At 60.6% G+C, this 25987-nt stretch carries 27 protein-coding genes, 1 tRNA gene and 2 pseudogenes; 8 read left to right on the top strand and 22 right to left on the bottom strand.

Annotated features, from left to right (window positions below; genetic code table 11):
• Window positions 1-138: 138 nt before the first annotated feature.
• Window positions 139-229: transfer RNA gene (locus tag RBRH_RS06645), tRNA-Ser, on the top strand.
• A gap of 264 nt (window positions 230-493) precedes the next feature.
• On the opposite strand, the gene RBRH_RS06640 is transcribed toward RBRH_RS06645, so the two are convergent.
• From RBRH_RS06640 to RBRH_RS16210, 5 genes are all read right to left on the bottom strand, one after another.
• Complete coding sequence (locus tag RBRH_RS06640; protein ID WP_013435298.1) at window positions 494-1624, bottom strand: NAD(P)-dependent alcohol dehydrogenase; 1131 nt, start codon at window positions 1622-1624, stop codon at window positions 494-496.
• A gap of 13 nt (window positions 1625-1637) precedes the next feature.
• Window positions 1638-1820, bottom strand: coding sequence for a hypothetical protein (locus RBRH_RS06635; protein ID WP_041753504.1), 183 nt, complete (start codon window positions 1818-1820; stop codon window positions 1638-1640).
• A gap of 1352 nt (window positions 1821-3172) precedes the next feature.
• Window positions 3173-3571 carry a nuclear transport factor 2 family protein gene (locus RBRH_RS06630; protein WP_013435293.1) on the bottom strand — a complete coding sequence of 133 codons (399 nt, stop codon included), beginning with the start codon at window positions 3569-3571 and terminating at the stop codon, window positions 3173-3175.
• Between the two features lie 231 nt (window positions 3572-3802).
• On the bottom strand, window positions 3803-4402 hold the full coding sequence (gene wrbA, locus RBRH_RS06625; RefSeq protein WP_041753503.1) for an NAD(P)H:quinone oxidoreductase: 600 nt from the start codon (window positions 4400-4402) through the stop codon (window positions 3803-3805).
• A 96-nt stretch (window positions 4403-4498) separates the two neighbouring features.
• Window positions 4499-5053, bottom strand: a complete 555-nt coding sequence (locus tag RBRH_RS16210) for a DoxX family membrane protein (protein ID WP_049786378.1) — start codon at window positions 5051-5053, stop codon at window positions 4499-4501.
• A gap of 99 nt (window positions 5054-5152) precedes the next feature.
• Here RBRH_RS16210 and RBRH_RS06615 point away from each other — a divergent pair, with 99 nt between their 5' ends.
• The gene (locus tag RBRH_RS06615; RefSeq protein WP_013435290.1) at window positions 5153-6055 is read left to right on the top strand and encodes a LysR family transcriptional regulator; all 903 of its coding nucleotides are present in this window, start codon (window positions 5153-5155) and stop codon (window positions 6053-6055) included.
• A 22-nt stretch (window positions 6056-6077) separates the two neighbouring features.
• Here the strand turns inward: RBRH_RS06615 and RBRH_RS18780 are convergent, their stop codons facing one another.
• Together RBRH_RS18780 and RBRH_RS06605 are read right to left on the bottom strand one after the other, a co-directional pair.
• Window positions 6078-6227 carry a hypothetical protein gene (locus RBRH_RS18780; protein WP_232509275.1) on the bottom strand — a complete coding sequence of 50 codons (150 nt, stop codon included), beginning with the start codon at window positions 6225-6227 and terminating at the stop codon, window positions 6078-6080.
• Between the two features lie 179 nt (window positions 6228-6406).
• A complete protein-coding gene (locus RBRH_RS06605; RefSeq protein WP_013435287.1) occupies window positions 6407-7168 on the bottom strand; it encodes an SDR family NAD(P)-dependent oxidoreductase in 762 nt (253 codons plus the stop codon).
• Window positions 7169-7466: 298 nt separating this feature from the next.
• On the opposite strand from RBRH_RS06605, the gene RBRH_RS06600 reads away from it, so the two are divergent.
• A complete protein-coding gene (locus RBRH_RS06600; RefSeq protein WP_041753502.1) occupies window positions 7467-8375 on the top strand; it encodes an AraC family transcriptional regulator in 909 nt (302 codons plus the stop codon).
• An 86-nt stretch (window positions 8376-8461) separates the two neighbouring features.
• Here the strand turns inward: RBRH_RS06600 and RBRH_RS18775 are convergent, their stop codons facing one another.
• The 4 genes from RBRH_RS18775 to guaB all read right to left on the bottom strand — a co-directional run bounded on the left by RBRH_RS18775 (window position 8462) and on the right by guaB (window position 12592).
• Window positions 8462-8752 carry a hypothetical protein gene (locus RBRH_RS18775; protein WP_041753501.1) on the bottom strand — a complete coding sequence of 97 codons (291 nt, stop codon included), beginning with the start codon at window positions 8750-8752 and terminating at the stop codon, window positions 8462-8464.
• Window positions 8749-10332, bottom strand: a complete 1584-nt coding sequence (gene guaA, locus RBRH_RS06590; RefSeq protein ID WP_013435284.1) for a glutamine-hydrolyzing GMP synthase — start codon at window positions 10330-10332, stop codon at window positions 8749-8751. The genes RBRH_RS18775 and guaA overlap by 4 nt, the downstream gene beginning before the upstream one ends.
• Before the next feature lie 119 nt (window positions 10333-10451).
• Window positions 10452-11120 carry a hypothetical protein gene (locus RBRH_RS06585; RefSeq protein ID WP_065757420.1) on the bottom strand — a complete coding sequence of 223 codons (669 nt, stop codon included), beginning with the start codon at window positions 11118-11120 and terminating at the stop codon, window positions 10452-10454.
• 8 nt (window positions 11121-11128) lie between these two features.
• Window positions 11129-12592 carry an IMP dehydrogenase gene (guaB, locus tag RBRH_RS06580; protein WP_013435282.1) on the bottom strand — a complete coding sequence of 488 codons (1464 nt, stop codon included), beginning with the start codon at window positions 12590-12592 and terminating at the stop codon, window positions 11129-11131.
• A gap of 296 nt (window positions 12593-12888) precedes the next feature.
• On the opposite strand from guaB, the gene RBRH_RS06575 reads away from it, so the two are divergent.
• A complete protein-coding gene (locus tag RBRH_RS06575; RefSeq protein ID WP_041754262.1) occupies window positions 12889-13878 on the top strand; it encodes a DMT family transporter in 990 nt (329 codons plus the stop codon).
• 44 nt (window positions 13879-13922) lie between these two features.
• On the opposite strand, the gene RBRH_RS06570 is transcribed toward RBRH_RS06575, so the two are convergent.
• Together RBRH_RS06570 and RBRH_RS06565 are read right to left on the bottom strand one after the other, a co-directional pair.
• The gene (locus RBRH_RS06570; RefSeq protein WP_041754260.1) at window positions 13923-14246 is read right to left on the bottom strand and encodes an RnfH family protein; all 324 of its coding nucleotides are present in this window, start codon (window positions 14244-14246) and stop codon (window positions 13923-13925) included.
• A gap of 31 nt (window positions 14247-14277) precedes the next feature.
• Window positions 14278-14715: a type II toxin-antitoxin system RatA family toxin gene (locus RBRH_RS06565; RefSeq protein ID WP_041753499.1), complete on the bottom strand. Its 438-nt coding sequence runs from the start codon at window positions 14713-14715 to the stop codon at window positions 14278-14280.
• A 135-nt stretch (window positions 14716-14850) separates the two neighbouring features.
• On the opposite strand from RBRH_RS06565, the gene smpB reads away from it, so the two are divergent.
• The gene (gene smpB, locus RBRH_RS06560; RefSeq protein WP_013435278.1) at window positions 14851-15300 is read left to right on the top strand and encodes an SsrA-binding protein SmpB; all 450 of its coding nucleotides are present in this window, start codon (window positions 14851-14853) and stop codon (window positions 15298-15300) included.
• A gap of 226 nt (window positions 15301-15526) precedes the next feature.
• Window positions 15527-15955, top strand: a pseudogene (locus RBRH_RS16725) (transposase).
• Window positions 15956-16084: 129 nt separating this feature from the next.
• On the opposite strand, the gene RBRH_RS06550 reads toward RBRH_RS16725, so the two are convergent.
• Together RBRH_RS06550 and RBRH_RS06545 are read right to left on the bottom strand one after the other, a co-directional pair.
• The gene (locus RBRH_RS06550; protein ID WP_013435275.1) at window positions 16085-16411 is read right to left on the bottom strand and encodes a type II toxin-antitoxin system RelE/ParE family toxin; all 327 of its coding nucleotides are present in this window, start codon (window positions 16409-16411) and stop codon (window positions 16085-16087) included.
• Entirely contained in the window at window positions 16408-16680 is a 273-nt protein-coding gene (locus RBRH_RS06545; protein ID WP_013435274.1) for a type II toxin-antitoxin system Phd/YefM family antitoxin, read from the bottom strand. Before RBRH_RS06545 ends, RBRH_RS06550 begins: the two co-directional genes overlap by 4 nt.
• Window positions 16681-16867: 187 nt before the next feature.
• Between RBRH_RS06545 and RBRH_RS19815 the strand changes: the two genes are divergently transcribed.
• The gene (locus RBRH_RS19815) at window positions 16868-17212 is read left to right on the top strand and encodes a hypothetical protein (protein ID WP_013435273.1); all 345 of its coding nucleotides are present in this window, start codon (window positions 16868-16870) and stop codon (window positions 17210-17212) included.
• Between the two features lie 131 nt (window positions 17213-17343).
• Here the strand turns inward: RBRH_RS19815 and RBRH_RS06535 are convergent.
• The 3 genes and pseudogenes from RBRH_RS06535 to ppsA all read right to left on the bottom strand — a co-directional run bounded on the left by RBRH_RS06535 (window position 17344) and on the right by ppsA (window position 21291).
• Window positions 17344-18264: pseudogene (locus RBRH_RS06535) on the bottom strand (SPFH domain-containing protein).
• Window positions 18265-18278: 14 nt separating this feature from the next.
• On the bottom strand, window positions 18279-18740 hold the full coding sequence (locus RBRH_RS06530) for an NfeD family protein (protein ID WP_013435270.1): 462 nt from the start codon (window positions 18738-18740) through the stop codon (window positions 18279-18281).
• 145 nt (window positions 18741-18885) lie between these two features.
• Entirely contained in the window at window positions 18886-21291 is a 2406-nt protein-coding gene (gene ppsA, locus RBRH_RS06525) for a phosphoenolpyruvate synthase (RefSeq protein ID WP_041754258.1), read from the bottom strand.
• Between the two features lie 372 nt (window positions 21292-21663).
• Between ppsA and ppsR the strand changes: the two genes are divergently transcribed.
• Window positions 21664-22482 carry a posphoenolpyruvate synthetase regulatory kinase/phosphorylase PpsR gene (ppsR, locus tag RBRH_RS06520; protein WP_013435268.1) on the top strand — a complete coding sequence of 273 codons (819 nt, stop codon included), beginning with the start codon at window positions 21664-21666 and terminating at the stop codon, window positions 22480-22482.
• Window positions 22483-22492: 10 nt separating this feature from the next.
• On the opposite strand, the gene RBRH_RS06515 is transcribed toward ppsR, so the two are convergent.
• The 4 genes from RBRH_RS06515 to lpxA are packed head-to-tail and all read right to left on the bottom strand — an operon-like array spanning window position 22493 to window position 25975.
• Complete coding sequence (locus RBRH_RS06515; RefSeq protein WP_041753496.1) at window positions 22493-23272, bottom strand: TrmH family RNA methyltransferase; 780 nt, start codon at window positions 23270-23272, stop codon at window positions 22493-22495.
• 30 nt (window positions 23273-23302) lie between these two features.
• The gene (gene rnhB / locus RBRH_RS06510) at window positions 23303-24001 is read right to left on the bottom strand and encodes a ribonuclease HII (RefSeq protein ID WP_013435265.1); all 699 of its coding nucleotides are present in this window, start codon (window positions 23999-24001) and stop codon (window positions 23303-23305) included.
• Window positions 23998-25176 (bottom strand): lipid-A-disaccharide synthase, encoded by a 1179-nt coding sequence (gene lpxB / locus RBRH_RS06505; RefSeq protein WP_041753494.1) that lies wholly within the window; start codon window positions 25174-25176, stop codon window positions 23998-24000. The genes rnhB and lpxB overlap by 4 nt, the downstream gene beginning before the upstream one ends.
• Before the next feature lie 10 nt (window positions 25177-25186).
• Window positions 25187-25975 (bottom strand): acyl-ACP--UDP-N-acetylglucosamine O-acyltransferase, encoded by a 789-nt coding sequence (gene lpxA / locus RBRH_RS06500; RefSeq protein ID WP_013435263.1) that lies wholly within the window; start codon window positions 25973-25975, stop codon window positions 25187-25189.
• Between the last annotated feature and the right edge of the window lie 12 nt (window positions 25976-25987).

Genomic DNA, 25987 nt, shown 5'->3' with positions numbered 1-25987 from the left:
CCGGATGCGTGGTGCAGCCCACCACGATGAACTTGGGGTGCATGGACACATGACGTGCTACAAACCCGGACAATTCATGGGCTCACGACACCACCTCCTTGTCTAGCATTTCCGTTGCTGGTAAACTTCCCTGTTCCCGGAGAGATGGATGAGTGGTTTAAGTCGCACGCCTGGAAAGCGTGTATAGGTTAATAGCCTATCGGGGGTTCGAATCCCCCTCTCTCCGCCACCGACACATAATTGATTGATCTAAAGGGCGTTTTCAATCAAATCTCGCCATGGTGCCCCTCATCTGGGACATCCGCGCCATGAGCATTTCTGCCACGTCGCAAGATTACGGTACGGCGTCTACGACTTCCCCGCATTACACCGAGCACGATCGTCGCAAGGAGCGGCGCGTGACCTTGAACACCGAGGAACCGGTGGTTGCCCGTGCCGCACGGGTTGAGTCATAACCCGCCCAATTGGGAAATTCAATGCCATCATGGACTGCTCAGTTCGCGGCCATGCGCAGGATGGGCTTCAGGGTAATCCCCTTGATACTGTCCTCAGCGGCCTGATTGATTTGTTCCAGAGGATAGAACTTGACCAGGCGGTCGAATGGGAACCGGCCCTGCTGATAGAGCTTGACCAGCTGCGGGATGAACACCTGAGGTACGCTGTCGCCCTCGACGATGCCACGGATGCTGCGCCCGCCTAGCAGCAAGTTGTTGACGTCGAAGCTGGCCCGGGTGCCAAGCTTTGGCGCGCCGACAATACCGATGGTACCCAAGCCACCCAGCGCCTCAATGCCGGCTTCGAGCACTTCCGGTGTTCCAGTGGATTCGAGTGCGAAATCGGCACCGCCACCGGTTATCTCGCGTACTGCCTCGACGATATTGGCCTCTCGGCTGTTCACCGTGTGCGTGGCCCCCAGTTCCCTCGCCAATTCCAGCCGCGAAGGCACGACATCAATGGCAATGAGGGTGGTCGCACCTGCCACGCGCGCAGCCATCACCGCGCTCAATCCCACCGCACCGGCGCCATACGCGACAAAGCTGCTGCCCGGGCGCACCTTCATCGAATTGATCACCGCGCCTGCGCCGGTCTGGATGCCGCATCCCAGGGGACCGAGCAACTCCAGCGGCGCATCGGTAGGCACCTTGATGGCGTTATGCTCACGAGCGAGTGCGTAGGTGGCAAAAGAGGACTGGGCGAAGAAATGATCGTGTAGTGTTTCGCCCTCGGGTGTCTGCAGCGCGGTATGGCCGTGGGCATCGCTGCCACCGAAGTTAAGCGGATAGAAATCCTTGCAGTAGGCTTCATGGCCGCTGGCGCACGGGTTGCAATGACCGCAGGCGCCGTAGGTCAGCACCACATGGTCACCGGCCTTCAAGTTTTTGACATTCGGACCGACCTGCTCAACGACCCCCGCGCCTTCATGGCCGAGTACCGCTGGCAGCGGCACAGGATAGTACTGGTCACGCATGATTAGGTCAGTGTGGCACAGGCCGGTGGCGACCACGCGCACCAGCACTTCGTCTCCCTGTGGTCCCCGAATACGCGCCGGTTCGATGGTGAAAGGCTGTTGTGGAGCGCGTACCACCGCCACCGTGATATCGTGCAATTCTGTCGACGCATTCATGGTCTAGTCCTCTTCAGAGTGGGTAGGCAGGTGCCTGCCCCTTGACGATCAGCCACTGCCATTGAGTGAACGCTTCCCATTCGGCGCCGCTCGCCGGCGCCACCCCAGCCGCGGTGGCACTGCCTGCTCGCCACTGGCCGTCGAACAGATGTCCATTCCATATCTTCGAAGGAAGCAATGCTTGCTGTTGGTTCATAGATATCGCCTCGACATGCACGGCTGCGGCAGCATGTTATTTACATTGGGCGGACTAGGCCACCTCCTACCAGTTGAGTTGTGATTGCTCCATCTCTTCGCCGTCCCCGGCGCCGAACAACCGCCGTGGTTAGCGCACAGCAATGTGTGCAGGCCTTCGGGAGTTGCAGGCATGACAACTTGCATGGCAAGCATATCGCATACGAAAAGTGGCATACAATTCTAACCAGATCTAATCAATGTCTGAGTAGAAACCGATGTGGATGTTTGTGAAGGGTCCCATACAGCCGTGGCGCCGATGACGGCGCCGCACAGCGAGCCCCTGCTTTACGATAAAGACAATGCACGCGCTTTTTCGAGACGATGTACGCGCTCCTCCGAAAAAATTTACTAGACGCCGGCTGGCCCGGTTACTAAAAAACAGTCACAGGACGTCAAAATTTGGCCAACTCGGTCCAAGAGGCACAAAAACTCATGTGTTGACGAAAATCCGATTGCAAGTTCGACTTGTGCGGCTTTGTCCCGGATCGTCATGAATGTCCGCTCCGGAGAAAGCTGCTTGTCCCTTCGAGTCGATGACGAAAGGTCGGTACGGCAAGCGGGAAAGCAAATCGCGGATACGAAACGATCGTCCCGGTTCAGTCATGAACGGTCGTTCGCAACGCAATTAGCGGGCGGCGTCTTACGCACCCAAATGGAACCGCTGGTTGTCGCATACTGTTTTTCCCCTTCTTTGCGAATTAAGCGCAGACGTCTAACGTACGCTTTGCGTGCCGCTGCCAAGCGATCAGCGATAGCCGCGCTCGTCCACTGGCTTGAATCAAACACGAGTTGGTTGCTCAAGTTCCAAATAGAAAAACGCCATGATTCTGGTCCTCGTTGAGCACGACCGACTGCAGGATAAGCGTGCATAATCGGTTTGCTTATGCACTCCGATTCTCAATCAAAATGGTTTCAATGATTGCACGACCTCAACGGGTCGCCTGAATAACGATCTTCCCGCGGACATGACGCGCCATGCTTCTTGCCATCGCTTCGCTGGCACGGGCAAGCGGATACACGTAGTCCATATCAATGATTAGTCATACTGATTCATAAAGCAACGCGGTCGCAGACAACCGAGCGCCGTCGGACCGCGTGGCGAAATGCGTGCCGATGGCGCCGACGCCTTGGCCGCGCTTTGTATCCGGCTTCTAGTTGACCGGGTTGACCGAAGTGCCGGCCATGTCGATCAGTACCTCTGTTGCCGGCACGCGGCTTTCAATGCTCTATAGTAAGAACAATTCTGGACCGCCGTAGGCGGCAACACGAATAGCTTTCACGAGGCTTCTCCAAAGGTGATAAATACGCTGTTCAGTCAAGGCCGACAATGGCAGCATCGAGCGCCTTCGCGGCCTGTATCGGATCAAAATATTCGCGCAGATGTGCGATCTTGCCTGCCCGCGCATCCAAAAATACCACGTACTCCTGCCGGTACATTCGGCCGGTCGGTTTGATCAAGCCCTCGGCGCATACCTGCGCAACTGCCTGCTGGGGGTTCGCCCCAGCGACGATACGCAGTTCAAAGAAACGGAAATCAGCGACCGCGCTAACGAACCAGGAAACGTGGCTCAAAACCTCTTCCCGGCCATTAAGCCGGGTCGGATGTCCGATACCAGCTGCGTAGGGCAATTCCCACACTATGTCGTCGGCAATCAGCTTCTGCCACGCAGCATTGTCGTCAACGAGTAGATGGAAGTGCTGCTGTAGCAATTATGAAGCGGTGCTCATGGTATTTCCTCAGTCAAAAATTGATTAAATCTCGAAGCTGCCAAGGGTCATCCCCCCGCCCACTGCGAGCATGTGGCGGACCTTTGCGTCGAATTCCGTAGCCTTGGCTTCTCCTTGTCCCGGCACGTCCGGGTAGCGAATGGTTAGTGATACGTATTGGGAAAGCGCAACCCGCGGATTGGGCTAATAACGGGGCCCATGCGTGCCGCTGGCTTATCCGAACAGCTTCGCAGCGGTCCTGGCGACCAGTTCGCCCTGATGGCGGGCGCCTGCGAGATCGATTTCCGTGGGTTGACGCGACCCATCACCGGCGGCGATGGTCGTGGCGCCGTATGGTGCACCGCCGACAATCTCAGCGACACTCATTTGCCCTTGATGGCTGTACGGAAGGCCCACGATTGTCATGCCAAAGTGAAGCAGATTGGTAATGATTGAAAATAACGTCGTTTCCTGGCCGCCGTGTTGCGTGGCCGATGAGGTGAACGCGCCGCCCACCTTCCCGTTCAGCGCTCCGCGAGCCCATAGCCCACCGGCCTGATCAAGAAACGCAGCCATTTGTGACGAGATACGGCCAAAGCGCGTGCCGGTGCCAACAATGATCGCGTCGTAGTGCTCCAGTTCAGCAACGCTGGCGACCGGCGCGACCTGAGCCAATTTAAAGTGAGCGTTCACCGCTACTTGGGAGGGAACCGTCTCCGGCACCCTGCGAATATCCACTTGAGCACCTGCGTTACGTGCGCCTTGCGCGACAGCCTCGGCCATCGCTTCGATGTGGCCATACGAAGAGTAATAGAGAACCAGGACCTTAGCCATTGCAACTCCTTGAGTAATAAAGCGTGCCATGTGGGCGCCGCATGGGTTGAAACTGTGAGAGGGCCCGCGAAACGCCGGGCGGCGTTCTGACTTGCATTACTGCGCCAACGCGATGGCGACGTCGGACGCCTTCTCGCGGTTGTCAAAACTATACGCGCCGGCTCCGAACGCACGCCCCTGAAAAAATTCTGCGGACATTGCGACGTTCTTGAGGAAATGGAACATCGGGTTCTGATCACTCAGCGCATGGTGGAAGATCAATGCAGTAACGATCGAGTACACGGCCCGCAACGCCGCGATGAACCGCCTGTGGTAACCGACGGTTAGTAGCACGCTCGCCGCGAGTTCGAGAGTCATCGAACCGATGTAACCGAGTATCGGGGTGGGTAAGCCGCCGGTTGTGCCTGCGTAACGCAGGTCACCGTTAAGCAAGACGGTGATCGTCGCGATGCCCGAGTGAGAGTGCACCCGAAACGATGTGTAGCCGAAAGGCGTGATGTCGAAGTCATCGAGAAAGACGAACGATTTGATCAGCTCACCGATGCCCGCGGGGCTCACCCGCCGCGTAAGTGGCCCGTGCGGTTGGCCATGGGTGCGCAACGCAATCGTTCGAGTTGCCCGTTGCCGGACGCTGTCTGGGGCGTGCTCCATGGACATCTCTTTCGGTAATGGCATGGGAAAAGGTTAAATTCTTGACAGCTTTCGCGGAAGCCTATATTTCTCGATAAAAACCATCTAAGGAATCGATATATGCTGGACGGCGTATCCCTGGATCAGTTGCGCACTTTCATTGCGGCAGCAGACGAAGGCAGCTTCTCCGCCGCCGGCCGAAGGCTGCGCCGCGCGCAATCCGTCGTGAGCCAGACACTCGCCAACCTCGAAGACCAGATCGATGTGCAGTTGTTCGACCGGAGCAGCCGCTATCCGCGCTTGACTGAGCAAGGCACTGCGCTGCTTGTGCAGGCACACCTCGTTGTCAGCGCAGCGGACGATTTCAAGTCGAAGGCGCGAGCCATTGCGCAGGGACTTGAGCCCGAGCTGTCGGTCGTAGTGGACGTCATGTATCCGATGGCCTCGCTGACGGCCGCCGTTGGCGAGTTCCGCGATGCGTTTCCCCACACACCATTGCGGCTCTACGTGGAGGCGCTGGGCGCGGTGATGCGGCCGGTGCTCGATCGCGAGTGTCGGCTCGGTATCAGCGGTTCGATGCCGGCCGTGCCCAAAATGGTGGATGCTGAAAAACTGCTTGATGTCCCAATGGTCACTGTCGCGGCTCCAGCACATCCGTTGGCGTCGATCAAGCGGGTGATTCGACTGCGCGAGCTTGAAGAACACGTGCAGCTTGTGTTGACTGATCGTACGACATTGACCGAGGGCAAGACGTTTGGCGTACTGTCGCCGCTGACCTGGCGACTCGCCGATCTTGGTGCCAAGCACGCGTTTCTGCGCGCGGGCTTCGGATGGGGGCACATGCCGGTGCCCATGGTGCATGACGATATCGTTTCCGGCGAGTTGGTACCGCTGCGAATCGAGCATTTTCAGCCACACACCCCGCCGATCGCGATGTTTGCAATCTACCGCAAGGACACGCCGCCGGGTTTCGCAGGCCGCTGGTTTCTTGATCGGCTCAAGCATTCTTCCAGCGTCGCGTAACATCTTTCAGCGTCGCGTGGCGCTAGTGGTTCGGCTCATCCGCCAAATAACGCCGCCGCATCATGCGTTCGTGCAAGTCGAACATCTCGTCCTCCGCGACGAGCCTGCCGTCGCCTTGATGTCGGATTAGGCGGCGTTCCGACCGGATCCAGTCGATCGCGGCTTGCTGCATGGCAAGGACAAACAAATGATGGCGGCTAGCCATCGACTAATCGGCAACCACACACTTGAGTTTTGCGATGCATTGCTACTAAGGCAGCGTCCGTCACCGGGCGCTGCCAAGCCGCGCTACGACATAAGTTATACGAAATGACATTCAAGCAGCCATGAAATGGGGCTCGAGGTCTATGGTTACTGGAGAGCTACGCTCATTCCACCATCCGCCATCACGACTGCGCCGACGATATAGCTGGCTTTGTCGGACGCCAGAAAGGCGATCACTTCGGCAATTTCGCGCGGCTGTGCCGCGCGTCTGATCGGCGCGTTTTTGCCATGCTCGGCGAGAAATGCAGGACCATCCTCGTGGATGTGGTTTGTGATATTTGTTACCGCGTCGCCGGACCCTACCGCATTGACGCGAATGCCGTGATCGATCGCCTCAAGCGACATGGCACGCGTCAACTGGGCAAGCGCGCCTTTGGACGCTGCGTACGCAGCGATAAGCGGAAACGCCTGATAGCACGCGTATGAACCCACGTTGACGATGGCGCCTGTGCGTGCCGGCATCATCGCGCGCATGGCCTCACGCGAGAACAGGAATGCACCCGTGGAATTCACGGCCTGCACGCGGTTCCAGTCCTCAAGCGTCATGTCGACAACGAGTTTATTGATGATGATCGCGGCATTATTGACCAGAATATCGAGTTTGCCAAACTGCTGCATTGCGGCGGCCACCGCGCGTCGCGCACTTTCCTCGTGCGCGACGTCGGCAACGAGCGGGACGATTCCCGGCCTGGCCAACGCCTCGACATCGGCGCTCCGGTCGACGGCAATCACGCTGGCGCCTTGAGTATGCAACAATTCCGTGGTAGCGAGCCCAATGCCGCTGGCGGCACCGGTGACGATAGCGATCTTGCCGTCGAAAGACTGATTGGTGGAAGCTTGTAAAGTCATAAAAACGCTCCTAACGAGATAGACAGTTCAATAAGGGCTTGCGGTCGGGCGCACCACGATCTCCATGAACAGACGAGATAGCGGTTGCGACGTCTTTCGGCACTTGAGCTGAACCGTGCAGCCGATAACCAATCTTATGAACCGCAGGCGCGGACGCAAATACACGTGACGATGACAGTGTTGCCTATTCCTATCGAAGTAGAGATGTGCCGTCGATCGGGTCGGTTACAATTTCTTCGCCTTATCCGCCAGAAAAGAAGCCCTCGTGACAGTTACTGACGATCCGATTTCCGTAAAGATGGTGAACCTGCTCGAGCGCCTGGCGCCGAACGAGGGATACACGCAGTCCGCCCTGGAGGGCGTGCGGTTCATGCGATCTAACCGGCCGTTAGGGCGCACGCCCGTGCTATATGAGCCGAGCATCGTGATCGTCTGCCAGGGGCGCAAACTGGGATTCCTCGGCGATCAAATCTATGTGTACGATGCGCAGCATTACCTAGTTTTGTCGGTGCCATTACCGTTCTCCACGGAAACCGAGGCGAGCGAGTCGGAGCCAATGCTGGCCGTATCGCTGCGGCTCGACTTGACCGAGTTGGCCGACCTCATTCTGACGATCGATCAGTCAGGTTGCCATCAGCAAGGCGCGCCGCTCGGAATCTTATCGACACCATTGGACGGCGATCTGGCCGACGCCACCTTACGCCTGCTTCGGGCATTGACGTCCCCCCTCGATGCACAGGTATTAGGGCCCGCGATCGTGCGTGAAATCTGTTATCGGGTACTGGTCGGGCAGCAAGGCGCGGCACTGAGGGCGGCACTCGCCCATCAGGGTCGATTTGGGAGAGTGGCGAAGGCGCTGCGCCGGATCCACGCCGACTATGCCCAACCATTGGATGTCAGTGCTCTCGCGAAAGAGGCTGGAATGAGCGTGCCAGCTTTCCATGCCAACTTTCGCGCCGTCACGCTCACCTCGCCGATCCAATACATCAAATCGACACGTTTGCATCAGGCTCGGCTGATGATGATCCGCGACGGCTTGACGGCTGCATCCGCGTCAGCGCGTGTGGGCTACGAGAGCCCATCCCAGTTCAGCCGGGAGTTCAAGCGGTTTTTCGGGCGATCGCCCGTCGATGAGGCTCGGGACATGCGAGCTTCGTTCGCCCTGTCACCCGCGACTCAACTCGACGATTTCGCCGCGTCCAACTGACGGGAACGCCCGTCGATGGATCAGGATGTGAAGGAAGGTTGATGGCATTTGGAGATTCCGCCGTATCAGCCGCACTCGCTCGCTGGCTACGAGCCGGTCGTCAAAGTTTGCCCATGATGCGTATTGTCGAATGGGAAATGATCAGCAATCGGCTCATCGTTGCACTGAAACATAAAGGCCTCGTTGCGCACTGCACGGCGTGTGGAGCGACAAGTTCCCGGATACATGCGCGCGAATGCCTGGTGATCGAAGCCGACACCTCGTTGCCGGGGCTTCACGTAAAACAGGGTTTGCAGCGCCTGGGCCAGATACGTGGACTGCCGGGCGTGGCTACTGCCGATAGCTGGGGCAATAGCCCCCGCAGGACTCGGTTTCACTCCCACTCAATCGTCGCCGGCGGCTTGCCCGAAATATCGTACACAACGCGATTGATACCCCGCACCTCATTAATGATGCGATTCGACGCGTGCCCAAGCAATTCATACGGCAAATGTGCCCAATGCGCGGTCATGAAATCGTGCGTCTGCACCGCGCGCAACGCGACAACATAGTCATACGTGCGGCCATCGCCCATCACGCCAACGCTGCGCACCGGCAGAAAAACTGCAAACGCTTGGCTGGTCAACTCATACCATGACTTGCCGCTATCCGGATCAATCGTCGTGCGCAGCGTTTCGATGAAAATCGCATCGGCTTTGCGCAGTAGATCGGCGAACTCGCGCTTGACCTCGCCCAGGATCCGCACGCCCAGCCCCGGCCCAGGGAATGGGTGCCGATACACCATCGATGACGGCAAGCCGAGCTTGACGCCAAGCTCGCGTACCTCATCCTTAAACAACTCGCGCAGCGGCTCGAGCAGTTTCAGATTCAACGTTTCCGGTAATCCGCCCACGTTATGGTGACTCTTGATCGTATGCGCGCCCTTCTTGCCTTTGCCAGCCGACTCGATCACATCCGGATAGATCGTGCCTTGTGCAAGCCATTTCGCGTCGGTCAGCTTGCGGGCCTCGTTCTGGAACACCTCGACGAATTCCGCACCGATGATCTTGCGCTTGTGCTCTGGATCCGTCACGCCGGCAAGCTTGCTCATAAATGCGTCGCTGGCGTCGACGTGAATCACCTTTACTCCAAGGTGCCGCCCGAACGTCTCCATGACCTGCTCCGCTTCGTTGAGCCGCAGCAAGCCGTGGTCGACGAACACGCATGTCAACTGGTCGCCGATCGCACGGTGCAGCAGTGCCGCCGCAACCGACGAATCAACGCCGCCAGACAATCCGAGGATCACCCGCTCGTTACCGACCTGCGCACGGATCTGCTCTACCGCCTCGGCGATGTAGTGCCCCATTTCCCAATCCGGTGTCGCACCACACAACTCGAGCACGAACCGATTCAGCATGTCACGGCCCTTGATCGTATGCGTGACCTCCGGATGCCACTGCAACCCGTAGAACCGGCGATCCTCATCGGCCATCGCCGCAATCGGGCATGATTCGGTCGACGCCATGAGCTTGAAGCCGGGCGGCATCTCAACCACCTTGTCACCGTGGCTCATCCAGACCTTCAGCATGCCATGACCTTCCGGCGTCGTGAAATCCTCGATCGCCTCCAGCAACTTCGTATGGTTGCGCGCACGTACCTCGGCGTAGCCGAACTCGCGCACGTGGCCGAGTTCGACCTTGCCGCCGAGTTGCAACGCCATCGCCTGCATGCCGTAACAAATGCCCAGTACCGGCACGCCTAGATCAAACACGGCCTGCGGCACGCGTGGCGCATCCGTGTCGGTGACCGAGTTCGGACCGCCGGACAAAATCACGCCCTTCGGCTTGAATTCGCGCACGAATGCGTCATCCACATCGTATGGATGAACCTCGGAGTAGACATGCGCCTCACGCACACGGCGCGCGATCAACTGCGTGACCTGGGAGCCAAAGTCGAGGATCAGGATTTTGTCATGCATGGCAATGGGTGAATCTCAATAGAATGAAAACGGGACGAGCCGCGCTGTGCGCGGAGCCGACGGCAGCACAACGCGCAATACGGCGGGAGGCGCGTTCTAGGCGGGTATCGAGGCGCCGTTCAACCGCGGTCCGTGTCGTCGTCGCCGCGCACGAACGGCTCGCGACGTTCGTCGGCCTCGGCGCCGCGCTCGGGTATCGACGCGGTGGATGGTGATGCGTTGGATGCCGATGCACTGTGCCGCGTCGTCGCCGGCGCCGCCGGCGTCCGGCCGGCTGATTTCGCCTGACTGGTCGACACGTCTGCGGCCTGAGCCGGTGTCATCGGCGCCGTCGCGGCGGCACGTTCGCGCGCACGCTCCGCGGAGGCCGCCCCTTGCGCGGCCGCCCGGTCACGCCGCCGTACCGCGGCGGCCAGCCGGACGTTGATCAGCCCATACAGCAGCAACGCGACACCCACCAGCGGTCCGATCCACAGGCCGAGGCCGGCCAGCGACGGCGAGCGCACCGCAACCAGCCAGACGAGCATCAGCACGCCGCAGGCCCACAGCGCGTGGCCACTGGCGCCGGCAACCAGCGCGGTCAGTGCACCATGAATCGCCGCGCGCAATTGCAATCCGGCCAGCGCCAACAGCACGATGCCGAACAACTGCCCCACCATCGCTGGTGACACTTGCACCAACTGCAGCGTGTCGTACAGCGACCGCCATGGGGTCGCGATCATCAACAGACCGAATGCCGCCGTCACCAGCGCATCGACGATCAGTACCGCGCGCAACAGGGCTTTCATGCGTCCACTCACTCGACGTGATAGTTCGGCGCTTCCTTCGTGATCTGCACGTCATGCACGTGCGATTCGCGGACGCCAGCCGCCGTGATCTCGACGAACGCGGCTTTTTCGTGCAACTCCTCGATCGTGCGGCAACCACAGTAGCCCATGCTCGCGCGCACCCCGCCGATCAATTGGAACAGGATCGCGCTGACACCCCCCTTGTACGCGACGCGGCCTTCAATCCCTTCCGGCACCAGCTTGTCAACGTTGGCCGAATTGTCTTCCTGAAAGTAGCGGTCTGCCGCGCCATCTTTCATGGCGCCAACCGAACCCATGCCGCGATACGATTTGTATTGGCGTCCCTGGAACAGGAACACGTCGCCAGGCGATTCTTCGGTGCCGGCCAGCATGCTGCCCATCATCACCGCGTCGGCGCCCGCGGCCAATGCCTTCGAGACATCCCCGGAGTAACGCACGCCGCCGTCGGCGATCACCGGCACGCCGCTGCCCCGCAGCGCATCAGCCACGTTCGCGATCGCGGTGATCTGCGGCACACCGACGCCCGCGACGATCCGCGTGGTACAGATCGAACCTGGGCCGATGCCAACCTTCACACCGTCGGCGCCGTGCTCGACCAGCGCCTTGGCCGCTTCGGCCGTCGCAATGTTGCCACCCACCACATCGATATGCGGAAAATGCTGCTTGACCCAGCGCACCCGCTCTAGCACGCCCTGGCTGTGCCCGTGCGCGGTATCAACGACGATCACGTCGACACCCGCCGCCGCGAGCGCTTCGACGCGCGCCACATTCTCCGGACCGACACCGACGGCAGCACCGACCCGCAGCTTGCCGTGCTCGTCCTTGCAGGCGTCCGGGTGCTCGGTCGCCTTCGTGATGTCCTTGACCGTCATCAATCCGCGCAGCTCAAACGCCTCGTTGACGACCAGCACACGCTCCAGGCGGTGGCGGTGCATGAGCGCCTTGGCTTGCGCGAGCGACGTCCCCTCGCTGACCGTGACCAGCCGCTCACGCGGCGTCATGATCGCGCGCACCGGCTCGCCCAGCCGCTCCTCGAAACGCAGGTCACGGTTCGTCACGATGCCGATGAGTTTCGCGCCATCGACGACTGGAAAGCCGGAAATGCCATGCTGGCGCGACAGCGCAATCACGTCGTGCACCTTCATATCGGGCGGCACGGTGATCGGATCGCGCAGCACGCCAGACTCGAACCGCTTGACCTTCGCAACTTCACGCGCCTGCTCAGCCGGTGTTAGATTCTTGTGCACGATGCCGATTCCACCCTGCTGCGCCATCGCAATCGCAAGCCGCCCTTCGGTAACCGTATCCATCGCCGCCGAAATCAGCGGCATGTTTAGCGAGATATTGCGAGTCAGGCGGGTTTTGAGATTGGTGTCACGCGGCAGTACGTTCGAGTACGCTGGCACGAGGAGCACGTCATCGAATGTGAGTGCTTTTTGGATCAGACGCATGGCAAATCCTATAGGCGCAAAATCGGATTATACCGATAGTTTCCTGGATTTTCACTGCCTGAACAGCCAGTTACACATATGTCCCCGTTTTATAGCCCGGGGCGACGTGGTGTTGCGCCGATTACAGGATTCGACAAGCGCGATGAATGGAGCGCGTGCTATGCTGCGCGCCTTTAATTGCCGCCGCGCCCGCCGCCGCATGCCAGCCGCCTCGCACACGCCGCTGGTATGCGGCGTGGCAGCCGTGCGCAATTCGGGCACGGCGCGGCACAGCCAACGATGACAGGGAGTCGGCAATGCAACGTGGGGTGATGTACGGCCTGCTAGCGGGCGCAGTGTGGGGCTTCGTCTTTCTCGGCCCGTGCCTGCTGCCGGACTTTTCGCCGTTGCTGCTGGCCGCCGGACGCTATCTGCTGTACGGCCTGGTGTCGGTCGTCGTCGCGCTGCCCAACGCGCGTCGGCTGCTATCCAAGCTCACGCGCGCGGATCTCGTGGTGCTCATCTGGCTCGCGCTCGCAGGCAACATTGTCTATTACATTCTGGTCGCCGCAGCGGTACAACTGGTCGGCGTCGCGCCATCGTCGCTGATCGTCGGTGTGCTGCCGCTGACCATCACGCTGGCCGGACGCGCCGATCACGACGCGGTTCCACTGCGGCGGCTTACGCTTGCGCTGCTGATGATTGTCGCCGGCATCGCCTGCATCAACCTCGACGTCTTCACGGCATCGTTTGCCACGCACGGCACGATCGCGAGCCGGATCGCCGGTGTGTTGTGCGCAGCGGGCGCTCTGGTGGCGTGGACCTGGTTCGCCGTCGCCAATGCGCGCTATCTGCGCAAGTCAGGACATTTCGACAGCAACGAATGGTCGATTGCATCGGGCATTGTCACCGGTGTACTCGGCGCACTGCTATGGGCCGGGCTGCTGCTGGTGCCAAGCAGCGCAGTTGGGCGGCCAGCGCTCGATGCCGAACGCTGGCAACTGTTCTGGGCGCTCAACCTAGCCATCGCCATCGGCTGTTCATGGTGGGGCAATGCGTTGTGGAACGCTGCGGCGAAACGCCTGCCATTAACGCTGTCGGGCCAGTTGATCGTGTTTGAGACGCTGTTCGCGCTCGTGTATGGGTTTATCTACGCGCAGCGCTGGCCGCGCGCGCTCGAATGGGGCGCGATCATGCTGCTCGTTGCGGGCGTGAGCTGGTCAGTGCGCCAGCACGCGAGTCAGCCGTCGCGCCCGGGCAAGTCTCGGCACGCGATCGAGGAGGACGCGCCAATCTCGGCGCACTGACGTGCCAACGGCCGTTAACGGGGGCGCACCATGCGCGGCCTACTTCAGCGGGCGTCTTTCGCGCGCCATTTGCGTCCTTCGAGCGAGCCGCTGTGGCGAGCTTTGGCGACGCGGCGCTGTCGCGCGAGCTTCGGATCGACGGTCAACGGCCGATAGATCTCGACGCGATCACCATTCTCGAGCACCGAGTCCAGCGCGCGGATGCGTCCGAACACGCCGACGCGCTGCTGGGCCAGGTCGATCTGCGGATGCATCGCGACGATCCCGCTAGCCTCGATGGCCTCACGCAGCGTCGCACCGATTGGCAGTCGCAAGGCGACGAGCGTTTGCGTGTCGGGCAGCGCATAACAAACTTGCACCTCGATCATGGCCCCGGCGCCGCCGCCCAGCGCCGCTGGATCAACGCTTGCCATAGCGCTCCCCGGCCCGCTTGACGAACGATTCGACAAACGTGTTCGCGATGTGATTGAACACCGGTCCGATCAGCTTCTCCAAGATGATGCTGGAAAACTCATAGTGCAACGCAAACTCGACCTTGCACGCATCGTCCCGCAGCGGGATGAAGTTCCAATAGCCGGTGAACCGCTTGAAAGGCCCTTCGGTGAACTCCATATCGATCCGTTCCGGGCGCCGTTGCGTGTTATGGGTGGCGAAATGCTGATGAATCCCCTTGAAGCGGATGTCGATCCGTGCTTCCATGCTTGTTTCGTCCTGGTGCCGGATCTCGACGCCACCGCACCAAGGCAGAAAGTTGGGGTAGTCGGCGACATCAGTCACAAGGTCGAACATGCGTTCGGCGGAATAACGAATCAGGACGGTTTTCTGAACGTCTGCCATAAAAGGGCATCGAAGAGGCGCGTGGCGCCGCGCGCGTCGCGGCGAGCCCGGAGCACGCGCGGACGCGACGCGGCCTTCGGCGCCGGGTCGCTTTGCTAAAATCATAATTTTATCCGAGTTGGTCAAAACCCATTCATGAGCATCATCGACAACAAGAAAGCATTCTTCGATTACTTCATCGAGGAACGCTACGAGGCGGGGCTCGTGCTTGAGGGCTGGGAGGTCAAGGCACTGCGCGCCGGGCGCGGCCAAATCAAGGAAGGCTACGTTGTGATTCGCAACGGTGAACTGTTCCTGATCGGCACGCACATCAGCCCGTTGCAGACCGCCTCGACGCACGTGCACGCGGATCCTGTGCGCACCCGCAAGTTGCTGCTCAACGCCGATGAGATCCGCAAGCTGATTGGCAAGGTCGAGCAGCGCGGCTATACGTTGGTGCCGCTGAACTTCCACTACAAGAATGGACGAGTGAAGTGTGAAATCGGCTTGGCCCGGGGCAAGAAGCTGCACGATAAGCGCGAGACCGAAAAGAAGCGCGACTGGCAACGCGAGAAGGCACAGCTGCTGAAAAACACCACGCGCTAGCGGCGTGCCGCCGCGACGCCGCCCGCCCCCTCTACTTCTGGTTTCGCCAACAATGGCAGGATCGCGAGCGCGTAGCGGATTGCCGGACCGTCGGAGTACTGGATGGCTGTCAGACATCCAGAACAGCCTTCGCTAGCCCACCCCGAGTTCGTAAGCGTTAGCCCTTCTGACGAGTCAACCCCAGAGCATGTTAGGCACTTTGGGTCAGCGTTGTTACTCTATTGGTATAACAGAACGCAAGCCTTACTCGATGGATGTATCGAACGAGGCATGGAGCTTTGCTGCTCCCTACCTGACTTTAATGAATAAAGCTGCACCGCAGCGTCGATATGAGTTGCGCAAAATGTTCAACGCACTGCGCTGGATAGCGCGAGCGAGTGCCTCGTGGCGTATGCTTCTGACCCACTTCCCGCCGTGGGAACAGGTCTAGCAGCAAACGCAGCATTGGCTGAACGCGGGTTGCTTCAAAGCTATGATCCATGATTTGCGCTCAGTGCTGCCCCGCCGCTGGGTGCTCGAGCGCAGCTTCGGCTACCTCAACCGGTTCAGGCGACGCGCTCGCAACTACGAGCGCTTGCCCGAAACGCTAGCCGGCCTGCATTTCGTCGTCTCCGCTATGCTCATGCTCATTCATGCTGTCCCATTAAGGGCCTAACACGCCCTAGGCGCAGGTTCAGTGGACGTCGTCCCCTATGGAAGCTCGCGCTATGGCGCAGTCGGTACGCGGGCGCGCATTTACCCTGGAGCCGATTTTGGCATTGCCGTCTGATTCTTAACGGCGCCACTATTTGATCACGCGTAGCAGCCGGCGGGAAAGAAGTGTTCTCATGTCGCGGCGAATGTCACAAATGATGTGGATGTAAATAATTGTGTCCCCAATCTCATAGAGAATGCGATTCATGCCAGAAATAACTTGGCGGTACTGTTGAGGATTACAGTCAACAAGCTCTTCAGGGATAACGCCGCTTTGGGGGAAAACTAAAATGTCTCGAACAGAATACTTGATTGGTTGATAAGTCTCTTGCCAAGTTGATCGGCCAAAGTTTTTAATGATGTAGCGACGAAGCTCCTTTAAGTCCTCTTCGGCACCTTCAAGGAAAACAACTTTCACCCGCGGTCTTCCTTGTCCAAGTCGGCAAAGACGTCATCCGCATCGCGGAAGCGGCCTTGAGAAATTTCCTGATTACCCATGGCAAGAATTTTTAGAAGGGCAAGGGTATCTTCCTGCTGCTCGTAAGAGCGAACGTCCATGACCACAAGCTTGGCTTCCCCATTTTGGGTGATCAGCATTGGCTCCCGGGACTCGGAAATATTCTTAATGATGTCGGCTGCGTGGCTCTTAAGGTAGCTGATAGGCTTAATTTGAGTTGAGAATTTCACGACGCATTCCTAGCTTGCTGACTGGCGACAAGACTAAATATAGATCAAATTCGGCCCTTCGTACAGTTCGTTTGGGCAGCTGCCCCACAAAACAGCGGCGCGGCAGGCGTACTATGCGCGCTGCCGCTGGCAGACAACGCTTTTCTACCTGCAAAACCTGCGCATTGCCGAGGTCACCAGCGGGACCATGGACGACTTCTCGCGGCGCTTGAGGGCGCAGGGGCGGGACCAATGGTGGCTCGAAATCGTCGGCAATGAAAAACGCGCGCGGATCGTGCCGGCGTCGCCGGTGTTGATCGTCGAGCTGACCCGCTATCAACAAGCGTGTGGCCTGCCCTCGCTGGCCGGCCGAGCCAGCACCACGCCGCTGGTCATGCCCTTTAAAGGCCCGCACCGCTGTCTGTCACGCTCGGTTTTGCGTGACGCAAATCAAAAACATATTCAGCCGTACCGCGACATGGCTGCGTGCGCGCGGTCCAGTTCATCGAGCGCGCCGATGAACTGGACGTCGGCACTAACTGAGACTGGCTGAGGCATACCGCCGGGTCACATCAGGCCGATGGCGGCTCGGTCTGCGCACGGTGCGCGACAATCTGGGTCACGTGTCGCTGACCACTACGAGCCGACACGTGCGCCTGGCCGCTTGGCGACACCCTACTTCGGCTACACGTCACGCTTGGCGTGTGCGATGCTCAGCGCGGAGGCGATCATCGTGCTCATGTCGCCAAATTGGCCGGGACAATCAGTGTATTGCCTTGCTTGGCCAGGTTGCCAAAAGCACTGACATATTGTTCGGCAACCTTCAGATTCACCGCATCCATGCCGCCACGCGACTGAATCGCATCGGCGATTTTCTGGATCGCTTGCGCATTCGCGTCGGCCACAGCGAGAATGGCGGCAGCCTGCCCCTGGGCCTGGTTGATCGCGGCCTGTTTCTCCCCTTCGGATTGCTGAATCGCCGCCTCGCGCGCGCCGGACGCCAGGTTGATCTGTTCTTGCTTACGGCCCTCGGACGCACGCGATCAGCGCCCGCTTCTCTCGCTCGGCCGTAATCTGCGCCTGCATCGCACGCAAGATTTCGTTAGGCGGCGTCAGATCCTTGATTTCGTAGCGCAGCACCTTCACGCCCCAATTCGCTGCTGCATCGTCAAGTGCCGATACGATGCTGTGGTTGATCAGGTCGCGCTCCTCGAACGTCTTGTCCAGTTCCATCTTGCCAATGACCGAGCGTAACGTCGTCTGCGCAAGCTGCGTGATCGCCATCACGTAGTTCGCCGAGCCGTACGAGGCCTTCATCGGATCGGTGACCTGAAAGTACAAGACGCCATCGACCTGCAGTTGCGTGTTGTCGCGCGTGATGCAGACCTGCGACGGCACGTCGAGCGGGATCTCCTTCAGCGAATGCTTGTACGCGACGCGATCGACGAATGGCAGCACGATGTTCAGGCCCGGCGTCAGCGTCGCATGATAACGGCCAAGCCTCTCGAGCACCCAGGCATGCTGCTGAGGCGTAATCTTCACGCATTGTGTCGCGATCACCACTACGACGACGAACAAGACTAGTGCAATAATCAAAAGATCCATGGCGTAGTATCCCATCAGGCTGTAGAAGAAGAGCGAGCGGCCGGTCGGGCGGCAACGATGAGCCGGTTGTCGCGCACCTGGCGAATCAAATACCAGTGCGCATGCTCGCTCTCGCCGGGCTGAAGCTCGACATCCCATTGCGCACCACGATAGTTGATGCGTGCCCGGCCGTTATCCCAGCGTTCAACGCACACCGTCTGGCCGATGTCTAGTAGCACATCGGCGTCCCGCGTGACGTCCCGCACGTCGCGGCGCCGCCGATGACCGTAGCGGGAACGCCGCAGCACCGTCACGGCGGCCAGCGCGACCAGTGCGGCCAGCGCAAGCTGCGCGGCCACCGGCATGCCGATTCCGTGCGCAATACCGCCCGCCGCGCAGCCCAGCGCAATCATCAATAGATAGAACGTGCCGCTCGTCAGCTCGACTACCAACAGCGCACCGGTCGCGATCCACCAAATAAGTCCCGAACCCACCATCGCGATCCCCTAAATAAAAAAACACCTCGGTGCCGTCACCGAGGTGTCTTATAGCACGAAGCCAGCTCGCGCCGCGAACCGGCCGCGCGTCAGCGCCCGGTTTCTGGCGGCCGGCGTATCGTCCGACCCGCCAACGGACGCGGTGTCATGCCGCCTTCGCGTCGTCTGCCTGCGCGAGCGCCTGCCAAGTGTCGATCACGGTATCCGGATTCAGCGAGATCGAGGCAATACCTTCCTTCGTCAGCCACGCAGCAAAATCCGGATGGTCCGACGGGCCCTGGCCGCAAATGCCGACATACTTGCCCAACCGCAGGCAGGTTTCGATCGCGCGCGACAGCATGAAGCACACTGCCGGATCGCGCTCGTCGAAGTCGTGGGCAAGCAATTCCATGCCCGAGTCCCGGTCCAAGCCTAGCGTCAACTGCGTCAAATCGTTCGAGCCAATCGAGAAGCCGTCGAAATACGCCAGGAACTGCTCGGCCAGAATCGCGTTGGACGGCACTTCGCACATCATGATCAGTCGCAAGCCGTTGTCGCCGCGCTTGAGCCCGAATTGGGCGAGCAGCTCGACTACCCGCTTGGCCTGCCCCAGCGTACGCACGAATGGCACCATAATCTCGACGTTGGTCAGGCCCATCTCGTCACGCACGCGCTTGAGCGCACGGCACTCCATTTCGAACGCGGCCGCGAAATCGTCGGCGATGTAGCGTGACGCGCCCCGGAAGCCGAGCATCGGGTTTTCTTCGTCCGGCTCGTAACGCGAACCGCCGATCAGCTTCTTGTACTCGTTCGACTTGAAGTCCGACAGCCGCACGATCACCGGCTTCGGATAGAACGCCGCGGCAATCGTCGCGACGCCCTCGGTCAGCTTGTCGACGTAGAACGCACGAGGCGACGCGTGACCACGCGCCACGCTCTCGACGGCTTTTTTCAAATCCTGGTCAACATTCGGATACTCGAGAATCGCCTTCGGATGCACGCCGATGTTGTTATTGATGATGAATTCGAGCCGCGCCAGCCCGACGCCGGCGTTCGGCAACTGCGCGAAATCAAACGCGAGTTGCGGATTGCCCACATTCATCATGATCTTGACCGGGATCTTCGGCAACTCGCCGCGCTGCACTTCGGTCACCTCGGTCTCAAGCAGGCCGTCGTAGATCTTACCCTCGTCGCCTTCCGCGCACGATACCGTCACCAGCGCACCGTCCTTCAGCACGTCAGTCGCGTCACCGCAGCCGACTACGGCCGGCACGCCAAGCTCGCGCGCGATGATCGCCGCGTGGCAGGTACGGCCGCCCCGGTTTGTGACAATCGCCGACGCGCGTTTCATCACCGGCTCCCAGTTCGGATCGGTCATGTCCGCCACCAGCACATCACCCGGCTGCACACGCTCCATCTCGGAAGGATCGTGGATCACGCGCACCGGACCGGCACCAATCTTCTGACCGATTGCCCGACCGGTCGCAAGCACCTGCGACTGGCCCTTCAGCTTGAAGCGCTGCTCAATCTTGCCGGCCGCCTGGCTCTTCACCGTCTCGGGGCGCGCCTGCAGGATGAACAACGTGCCATCGCGGCCGTCCTTGCCCCACTCGATGTCCATCGGACGCTGGTAGTGGTTCTCGATGATCACCGCGTACTTGGCAAGCTGGATCACATCCTCATCGGTAATCGAATAGCGATTGCGCTGCTCCGCCGACACGTCAACCGTCTTCACGCGGCCCGACTCGCCCGGCTGCGTGAACTCCATCTTGATCAGCTTGGAGCCAATCGAGCGGCGGATGATCGGATACCGCCCCTGCGCGAGCGTCGTCTTGAACACATAGAACTCGTCCGGGTTCACCGCGCCCTGCACCACGGTCTCGCCCAGTCCGTAGCTGGAGGTGATGAACACGGCGTCGCGAAAACCCGATTCGGTATCCAGCGTGAACATTACGCCGGCCGCGCCGACGTCCGAGCGCACCATCCGCTGCACGCCGGCGGACAACGCCACCTCGGCGTGCGTGAAGCCCTTGTGCACGCGATATGAAATCGCGCGGTCGTTATACAGCGACGCGAACACATGCTTGATGCGATCCAGCACGTCGTCGATGCCCACGACGTTCAGATACGACTCCTGCTGGCCGGCAAACGACGCGTCTGGCAAGTCCTCGGCCGTGGCTGACGAGCGCACTGCAAACGACAGCTCCTGGGGCGAGGATGCCTGCAGCTTGTCGAACTGCTCGCGAATCTCCGCATCCAGGCGCGGTTGCAACGGCGCGTCGATGATCCACTGGCGGATGTCCTTGCCGGCCTCGGCCAGCGCCTTCACGTCATCGACATCGAGCGTCTCAAGGCGCTTAGCGATCCGCCCGGTTAAGTCATTGTGCGCGAGGAATTCGCGGAACGCGTGCGCGGTCGTCGCGAAACCGGTCGGCACGCGAACGCCTGCCGCAGCCAGTTGGCTGATCATCTCGCCCAGCGATGCATTTTTTCCGCCGACCGAGTCGACATCTGTCATTCGTAATGCTTCGAACGGTAGGACGTATGCTCCGTTATGTGCTGCGTTAGACATGAAAGCCCCTAAGTGGTAGAAAATTTCCGGCATGCGCGAGTGGGGCCCGTGCGCGCGGCTCCATTGGAAGCCGCAACGCACCTCGCACAACCTGTTTGACAAGCCATCGCGGGCGCCGCGAGGATCGCCTCGCCCCGTGCCGCGGGGGGCCATGTGCTCACCGTGCGACACCCCACCCATCCGCCGCTGACCTGCAAAGTTTTATGGGACAAAGCTTGCCGCCGGTTCACGGACATCGCCTGCAATTGCTTGTCAAACAAGTTGCCGCTATTCTACCGTGCTACTCTGCAAAAAATCCCAGAATCCCCGCTCAGGCCCTTTGACCGACGGAAATCCGAGCCTGCCCGCGCGGCGCTCTACTAAACAAGCATCATGCCTGCACCGACTGTATTCATCGTCTCCGATGGCACCGGCATCACTGCGGAAACATTCGCGCATTCGATCCTGTCCCAGTTCGACCAAAAATTCCGCCTCGTGCGCGTGCCATTCATCGACTCGTCGGAGAAGGCTTACGCCACGGTCCAGAAAATCAATGAAGCGGCCACGCTGGACGGGCGCCGCCCGGTCGTCTTTACGACGCTCGTCGATAGCCAATCAAACGAGATCGTCAAGCGCTCGAAAGCGCTGGTCATGGACATGTTCCAGACCTTTATCGAGCCGCTAGAGCAGGAATTGCAAACCCAATCGACCCACGCGATCGGCCGTGGCCACCAGGCCGCCGATACCGAGGAGTACAAGAACCGGATCGAGGCGATCAATTTCTCGCTCGCGCATGATGATGGCCAGAGCAACCGCAATTTGCAGGACGCAGACGTGATCCTGGTCGGCGTGTCGCGCAGCGGCAAGACGCCTACCAGCCTCTATCTGGCGATGCAGTACGGTGTGAAGGCGGCCAATTACCCGTTAATCCCGGAAGACTTCGAGCGCGGCAAACTACCGACGCCGCTGCGTGCCCATCGCAACAAGATCTTTGGACTGTCGATCGATCCGCAGCGGCTCGCTGAGATCCGCAACGAACGCCGCCCAGGCAGCAAGTACGCTGCGCCAGAAAACTGCCGCTACGAGGTCAACGAGGCCGAGGCGCTGATGCGCCGCGAAGGCATCAAATGGCTGTCGTCGACGCACAAGTCAATCGAGGAGATCGCGACGACGATCTTGCAGGAAATCAAGCTCGAGCGGCAATCATACTGAGCGCGCGCCGCTACGCGACACGCCGTTGCCGACATTGCTCGAAAAAGCACACGGCGGCGGCGGCAGCGACGTTCAACGACTCCATGCCGCCGGGCTGCGGAATGGTCACGCGCCGGCTCACCGCGGCACGCCACTCGGCCGACACGCCGGCGCCCTCGTTGCCGAACACCCATGCAAGCGGCCCGCTCAGGTCGACATCGTACAGCGCCTGTGCGTCATGCGAATCGGTGACAAACACCGGCACTGCGAGCCGTGCCAACAAGTCGGCGGCCTCCACCTGCTCGTGCACGCGCAGCAGAAATTGCGCGCCCATGCCGGCACGCAATACCTTGGGCGACCACGCGTGCGCCGTGCCAGGCGAGCAGAACACGTCGCCGATCCCAGCCGCAGCGGCACTGCGCAGGATCGAGCCGACATTGCCGGCGTCCTGCACGCCGTCGAGCACCACGCAAGTGGCCTCGACGCGTTCGGGCAGTGGCCGTGGCCGCACATCCACCACGAAGGCAATGCCAATCCCATTGACGAGCGTCGACAACTGCGAGAACAGCACGTCGCTGAACCGCACGACCCGGGATGGATCGAGCCGCGCGACGATCTGCGCGGTCTGCACCTGCGCCAGTGCCGACTCGGTCAGCACGCAATGCGCCGGCTGGCCGACCGAATCGAGATAGGCTTCGGCCAAGTGCAGGCCCTCGAGCAGTGCCTGGCCACGCTTTCTCTGCTGTGCAGGGACTGTCAGCGCCTTGAGGTGCTTGAATAGCGGATTGTCCCGCGATGTGATGGTTTTCATCGGCTCAGCCGGCGGGCAGTGTCGCACGGCTCAGCATGGCGGCGCGTCCACCCCGCTCACAGGCATCGCGTCCAGCCCGAAGCTCAAATAGGCTTTGCGCACCGGCGCAAACGAGCGCCGGTGGTGCACGCACGGCCCATGGATACGCAGCGCAGCCAAGTGCCGCGGCGTGCCATAGCCTACATGGGCGTCAAACCCATAATGCGGAAACTCATCATGCAACGCATGCATCATCCGGTCCCGCGTGACCTTCGCCAGAATCGACGCGGCGGAGATCGACGGCACCAGTGCATCGCCCCCAATCACCGCCTCGGATCGCACCGACAGCACCGGGCAGCGGTTACCATCGACCTTGACCAACGCAGGCGTGAGCGCAAGGCCCTGCACCGCGCGCTGCATCGCCAGCATCGTCGCGTGCAGGATATTGAGCGTATCGATTTCCTCGACGCTCGCCGACGCGACGCAATAGGCCAGCGAGCGCTCAACAATCCGATCGAACAGCTTTTCGCGCGTCGCCGGACTCAGCGCCTTGGAGTCATCGAGCCCACGAATGCGAGGTGCGGCGGGATCGAGAATCACCGCGGCGGCCACCACCGGACCCGCCAGCGGCCCGCGCCCCGCTTCATCGACGCCGCAAACGAGGTCAGCCGGATCGTCGAAGTCCAGCCCGCGCTGTACAACGGCAGGCGTGCCACCGCAGCCGGGCGTGCGCATACGGCGCCCGGTCATCGAAACCTCCTGCCCGACGGGCCCGAGTCGATGACATCGACCACCACTTCCGCGGCACGCTCGGCGGTGTTGCAGCGCAAACGTTCGTGCATCTCGGTGAACAGTTCGACCAACATGCGACGGTTCGCCTCATCGTTCAGTTGCAGCAGCGTCGCATCGGCAAGCGCCTGTGGCGTCGCGAAGTGCTGCAGGATCTCGGGCACGACGAACCGGCCGGCCAGGATGTTCGGCAAACCAACGTACGGCAAATAGCCTTGCCGCTGCATAATCTGCCCGGTCAACCATGGCACCTTGTAAGAGATCACCATTGGCTTTTTCAGCAACGCGGCTTCCAGCGTAACGGTGCCGCTCTTGACCAGCACCGCGTCGGCTGCCGTCATTGCCAACTGGGCATTGCCCTCGGTCAGCGTCAGCGGCAATGCCGGGTAGCGGTCCGCGAGCGGCTGCAGCAGTGCGCGGATGGCCGCGTTCGGCGCGGGCACAACAAAGCGCAACGATGGCTCGCGCTGGTGCATCAGCTCCATCGCCGCAAAGAACGTCGGGCCGATCAACTCGATTTCGGAACGGCGGCTGCCCGGCAGCACCGCGACAACGGGCCCCTCATCCGGCAAGCCACTTGCGCGCCGCGCGCTCAGGCTATCCGGCTGCATCGCAATCGCGTCAGCCAGCGGATGTCCGACATACGTAGACGCCACGCCGGCCTTGTCCAGGATCGCCGTTTCAAACGGAAACACGCACAGCATGTGGTCCACCGCCTTGACGATCTTCTTGATACGCCCGCCCCGCCACGCCCAGATCGATGGGCAAACGAAGTGGATCGTCGGGATACCCGCATGCCGCAGCGTCTCCTCGAGCGAGAAGTTGAAATCCGGCGCATCGACGCCGATGAACACGCTTGGCGGCTCAGCCAACAGCTGCCGTTTCAATTCACCGCGGATGCGCAGGATTTCCGGAATATGGCGCAGTGCCTCGACATACCCGCGCACCGACAACTTGTCCATCGGCCAGTGCGCGTCAAACCCGTGGGCGGCCATCCGCGCACCGCCAATGCCATAGTACTGCGTGCCAGCCGGAAGACGCGCGGCGAGCCCGGCGAGCAACGACGCCGCCAACAGGTCGCCGGACGGCTCACCCGCCACCATCGCGAGCTTGACAGGACTCGAATGTAACGTCATCGTCGATGCATCAGCGAATAATGCCGCGCTTGGCGGTCTCGATGAACCGCAGGAACGTTGTGACCGGCTCATCGCCATCACCGCCCTGCGCCGCCAACTCACGCAACTGCGCTTTCGCCTCGTCTAGCGATAAACCATTTTTATAGACGGCCCGGTACGCGGCCCGCAACGCGGAAATCGCATCGGCAGTGAAGCCGCGACGGCGCAGCCCCTCGATGTTGATGCCGTGCGGCTGGGCCTTTTCACCGGCCGCAATCACATACGGCGGCAAGTCCTGCACTAACGCCGACGCGCCACCGAGAAACGCGTGTTCGCCGATGCGCACGAACTGGTGTACACCGGACATGCCGCCAAGAATCGCCCAGTCGCCGACGTCGACGTGCCCGGCAATCTGCGCATTGCTCGAAAATACCGTATGGTTGCCGACCCGGCAGTCGTGAGCAATGTGCACGTACGCCATGATCCAATTGTCGTCGCCGATATGGGTGACGCCGTTGTCTTGCGCAGTACCGGTGTGAATCGTCGTGAATTCGCGAATCGTGTTGCGATCGCCGATCTCGAGCCGCGTCGGCTCGCCGGCGTATTTCATGTCCTGCGGCGCACCGCCGAGCGCCGCAAAATGACCGATCTGGTTGTCCTCACCGATCGTCGTATGGCCTTCGATGACCGTGTGCGAACCAACCGTCGTGCGCGCGCCGATGCGTACGTGCGCACCAATAACCGCATACGGGCCAATCTGGACGGTGTCGTCCAGGCTCGCGCCCGCTTCGATAATCGCGGTGGGATGGATACGAGTCATACCTTCGCCCTT

Source organism: Mycetohabitans rhizoxinica HKI 454, assembly GCF_000198775.1.
Classification (GTDB): domain Bacteria; phylum Pseudomonadota; class Gammaproteobacteria; order Burkholderiales; family Burkholderiaceae; genus Mycetohabitans; species Mycetohabitans rhizoxinica.
The sequence above is the reverse complement of the archived record's forward strand: the minus strand, read 5'-3'. Positions and strand labels throughout refer to the sequence as shown.

Excerpts from the sequence above, each read along its gene's own strand:
- RBRH_RS16210 (WP_049786378.1), bottom strand. The coding sequence starts at position 5,053 with ATGGAGCACGCCCCAGACAGCGTCCGGCAACGGGCAACTCGAACGATT.
- RBRH_RS06515 (WP_041753496.1), bottom strand. The coding sequence starts at position 23,272 with ATGAAAACCATCACATCGCGGGACAATCCGCTATTCAAGCACCTCAAG.
- RBRH_RS06530 (WP_013435270.1), bottom strand. The coding sequence starts at position 18,740 with ATGGTGGGTTCGGGACTTATTTGGTGGATCGCGACCGGTGCGCTGTTG.
- RBRH_RS06600 (WP_041753502.1), top strand. The coding sequence starts at position 7,467 with ATGGTGAACCTGCTCGAGCGCCTGGCGCCGAACGAGGGATACACGCAG.
- RBRH_RS06615 (WP_013435290.1), top strand. The coding sequence starts at position 5,153 with ATGCTGGACGGCGTATCCCTGGATCAGTTGCGCACTTTCATTGCGGCA.
- RBRH_RS18780 (WP_232509275.1), bottom strand. The coding sequence starts at position 6,227 with ATGCAGCAAGCCGCGATCGACTGGATCCGGTCGGAACGCCGCCTAATC.
- RBRH_RS06575 (WP_041754262.1), top strand. The coding sequence starts at position 12,889 with ATGCAACGTGGGGTGATGTACGGCCTGCTAGCGGGCGCAGTGTGGGGC.
- RBRH_RS06570 (WP_041754260.1), bottom strand. The coding sequence starts at position 14,246 with ATGATCGAGGTGCAAGTTTGTTATGCGCTGCCCGACACGCAAACGCTC.
- lpxB (WP_041753494.1), bottom strand. The coding sequence starts at position 25,176 with ATGACGTTACATTCGAGTCCTGTCAAGCTCGCGATGGTGGCGGGTGAG.
- RBRH_RS19815 (WP_013435273.1), top strand. The coding sequence starts at position 16,868 with ATGGACGACTTCTCGCGGCGCTTGAGGGCGCAGGGGCGGGACCAATGG.
- RBRH_RS06585 (WP_065757420.1), bottom strand. The coding sequence starts at position 11,120 with ATGAAAGCCCTGTTGCGCGCGGTACTGATCGTCGATGCGCTGGTGACG.
- RBRH_RS06605 (WP_013435287.1), bottom strand. The coding sequence starts at position 7,168 with ATGACTTTACAAGCTTCCACCAATCAGTCTTTCGACGGCAAGATCGCT.
- guaB (WP_013435282.1), bottom strand. The coding sequence starts at position 12,592 with ATGCGTCTGATCCAAAAAGCACTCACATTCGATGACGTGCTCCTCGTG.
- rnhB (WP_013435265.1), bottom strand. The coding sequence starts at position 24,001 with ATGACCGGGCGCCGTATGCGCACGCCCGGCTGCGGTGGCACGCCTGCC.
- RBRH_RS06635 (WP_041753504.1), bottom strand. The coding sequence starts at position 1,820 with ATGAACCAACAGCAAGCATTGCTTCCTTCGAAGATATGGAATGGACAT.
- ppsR (WP_013435268.1), top strand. The coding sequence starts at position 21,664 with ATGCCTGCACCGACTGTATTCATCGTCTCCGATGGCACCGGCATCACT.
- RBRH_RS06640 (WP_013435298.1), bottom strand. The coding sequence starts at position 1,624 with ATGAATGCGTCGACAGAATTGCACGATATCACGGTGGCGGTGGTACGC.
- smpB (WP_013435278.1), top strand. The coding sequence starts at position 14,851 with ATGAGCATCATCGACAACAAGAAAGCATTCTTCGATTACTTCATCGAG.
- RBRH_RS06565 (WP_041753499.1), bottom strand. The coding sequence starts at position 14,715 with ATGGCAGACGTTCAGAAAACCGTCCTGATTCGTTATTCCGCCGAACGC.
- lpxA (WP_013435263.1), bottom strand. The coding sequence starts at position 25,975 with ATGACTCGTATCCATCCCACCGCGATTATCGAAGCGGGCGCGAGCCTG.
- ppsA (WP_041754258.1), bottom strand. The coding sequence starts at position 21,291 with ATGTCTAACGCAGCACATAACGGAGCATACGTCCTACCGTTCGAAGCA.
- wrbA (WP_041753503.1), bottom strand. The coding sequence starts at position 4,402 with ATGGCTAAGGTCCTGGTTCTCTATTACTCTTCGTATGGCCACATCGAA.
- guaA (WP_013435284.1), bottom strand. The coding sequence starts at position 10,332 with ATGCATGACAAAATCCTGATCCTCGACTTTGGCTCCCAGGTCACGCAG.